Raw genomic sequence first — 2365 nt, forward strand, 5'->3', positions numbered from 1 at the left:
CCGGCCGAGGTGTCGGCGTTGAGCGCATCCTGCAACTCCGGACGAGCGACGGGACGTTGGTACACCGGACCCTCGTGGGCCACGGTGCGCGGCGGCACGTCGACGACCGTCTCACCGTGCCACGTGATGTGCAGCCGATCACCGTCGGTGACCTCGCCGATCGTGGTGGCCAGTACCTCCCATTTGCGGCACACCGCCATGAAGGCATCCACGTTCTCCGGCGCGACCACAGCACACATGCGCTCTTGCGACTCGCTGGACAGAATCTCGGCAGGCGTCATGTCCTTGGCCCGCAGCGGCACGGTGTCCAGTTCGATCGCCATCCCGCCATCGCCCGCTGACGCGAGCTCCGATGTAGCGCAGGATAATCCGGCTCCGCCGAGGTCCTGGATCCCGATCACCAGCCCCGCGGCGTACAGCTCGAGGCAGCACTCGATGAGCACCTTCTCGGTGAACGGGTCGCCGACCTGCACCGAGGGCAGTTTCTTGCGGCCCGAACCCGACTCGTCGCCGCCGAAGGTTTCCGATGCCAGCACCGATACGCCACCGATGCCGTCGAGTCCGGTCCGCGCGCCGAACAGAATGATCTTGTTGCCGGCGCCCGAGGCGAAGGCCAGATGCAGATCTTCCTTACGCAGCACCCCGACGCACAGCGCATTCACCAAAGGGTTGCCGGCGTAGCACGAATCGAAGACGGTTTCGCCGCCGATGTTGGGCAGGCCCAGCGAGTTGCCGTAGCCACCGATGCCCCGCACCACACCGTCGAGCACGCGGCGGGTGTCCGGGGCGTCCGCGGCGCCGAACCGCAACTGGTCCATCACCGCGACCGGCCGGGCGCCCATCGCCATGATGTCGCGGACAATGCCGCCGACACCGGTGGCCGCACCCTGGTAGGGCTCAACGTAGGACGGATGGTTGTGCGACTCGACTTTGAAGGTGACGGCCCAGCCGTCGCCGATGTCGACGACGCCGGCGTTTTCGCCGATGCCGGCCAGCATGCCGGCCCGCATCTCGTCGGTGGTGGTCTCGCCGAAGTACCGCAGGTGCACCTTGGACGACTTGTAGGAGCAGTGTTCGCTCCACATCACCGAGTACATGGCCAGCTCGGCGTCGGTCGGGCGGCGTCCGAGGATGTCGCGGATCCGCTGGTACTCGTCGTCTTTGAGACCGAGTTCGCGGAATGGTTGCGGCTGATCAGGGGTGGCCGCGGCCCGCTCGACGGTATCGGTCGCGTGAGTGAGCCCAGACGTCACGGGAACAGTCTAGGTGGCGCGGCGGCTACCCCGTGCCGGCCACGCAGAAGGCGTTGCCCGCGGGGTCGGCAAGCACCACCCAGCGAAAGTTGTCGCCGATGCTGTGCCGACCGACCTCGGTCGCTCCCGCCGACGTGAGCCGGCTCACCTCGGCGTCGACATCGGCGGCGCCGAAATCCAGGTGCACCCGGTTCTTGCCGGGCGTGGGTTCGTCCACCTTCTGGAAGCCCAGCCGGGGACCGTCGGCCCGGATGACGGCGATGAATTCGCCGGGAATCAGTTCCTGTGTCTCACCTTCGAACTGCTGCGCCCACCACTGCGCCAGCTGCGCGGGGTTGTCGCAGTCGAACGTGACCATCTCCACATTGAGTGCCATACCCGCGACCTTAGTCCGGCGACGATGCGAGCCCATCGGGCCCGCTGAGGAGTCGGACACATCAGATCTAGACCGATGGCGATGACCTCCGAGGTAATTGTGCCGCGACATCGCGCCGAGAAGACTTTCGACGAACGCTAAACCGACCTGGAGGAACCATGACTGACACCCGAAGTGCCACTGCCACAACGAGCCCGAGATTCAGTGCGGAGCTTTTCGCGGCTTTCTGGGCAGCGCCCGACATGTCGCGCGGGATGGACATCCTGGCCGACGACATCGTCGGCTACTGGCCCGGCGACGCCGAGCCGGTCCGCGGATTCAAGGCGTACACCCAGAAGATTGCCGACCTGCTGTCCGCCGCTCCGGATTTGAAGCTTGAAGTAGTCGACAGCGCCACAGTCCCGGGCACCGCCGAGGGCGAGCAGCTAGTCTTCCTGCACTACATCGGCCGCGGAACCGGCCCGGACGGGCCATTCGAGATCCGCGGGATCGACCGCGTACGCACCCGCAACGGCATCGTGGTGGAGAACGTGATCCGCTACGAGCCGGTCTTCGTATAGGGACCTGACCAGGTCAGCCCGGCGACAAGAACGCTCGCAGCGCCGCCGCGTAGGCGGGAACATCGTTGGCGCCCATGAATTCTCGCGCAGAATGCATCGCCAGCTGCGGCGCACCCACGTCGACGGTCGGGATGCCGGTCCGGGCCGCGGTCATCGGACCGATCGTCGAGCCGCAC

Annotated in this window: 3 protein-coding genes and 1 pseudogene; 1 reads left to right on the plus strand and 3 read right to left on the minus strand. The window is 66.6% G+C overall.

Annotated elements, in window-relative coordinates:
- The coding region (gene purL, locus VGH54_RS18970) for a phosphoribosylformylglycinamidine synthase subunit PurL (protein ID WP_331513617.1) at nucleotides 1-1253 on the minus strand (1253 nt) is incomplete at its 3' end.
- A 25-nt stretch (nucleotides 1254-1278) separates the two neighbouring features.
- Nucleotides 1279-1629, minus strand: coding sequence for a VOC family protein (locus VGH54_RS18975; protein WP_331513618.1), 351 nt, complete (start codon nucleotides 1627-1629; stop codon nucleotides 1279-1281).
- Between the two features lie 158 nt (nucleotides 1630-1787).
- Here VGH54_RS18975 and VGH54_RS18980 point away from each other — a divergent pair, with 158 nt between their 5' ends.
- Nucleotides 1788-2189 (plus strand): nuclear transport factor 2 family protein, encoded by a 402-nt coding sequence (locus tag VGH54_RS18980; RefSeq protein WP_331513619.1) that lies wholly within the window; start codon nucleotides 1788-1790, stop codon nucleotides 2187-2189.
- A gap of 13 nt (nucleotides 2190-2202) precedes the next feature.
- Here the strand turns inward: VGH54_RS18980 and VGH54_RS18985 are convergent.
- Nucleotides 2203-2365, minus strand: a pseudogene (locus VGH54_RS18985) (M18 family aminopeptidase); the annotation flags it as partial.

The organism is Mycobacterium sp. (genome assembly GCF_036488105.1).
Classification (GTDB): Bacteria; Actinomycetota; Actinomycetes; order Mycobacteriales; family Mycobacteriaceae; genus Mycobacterium.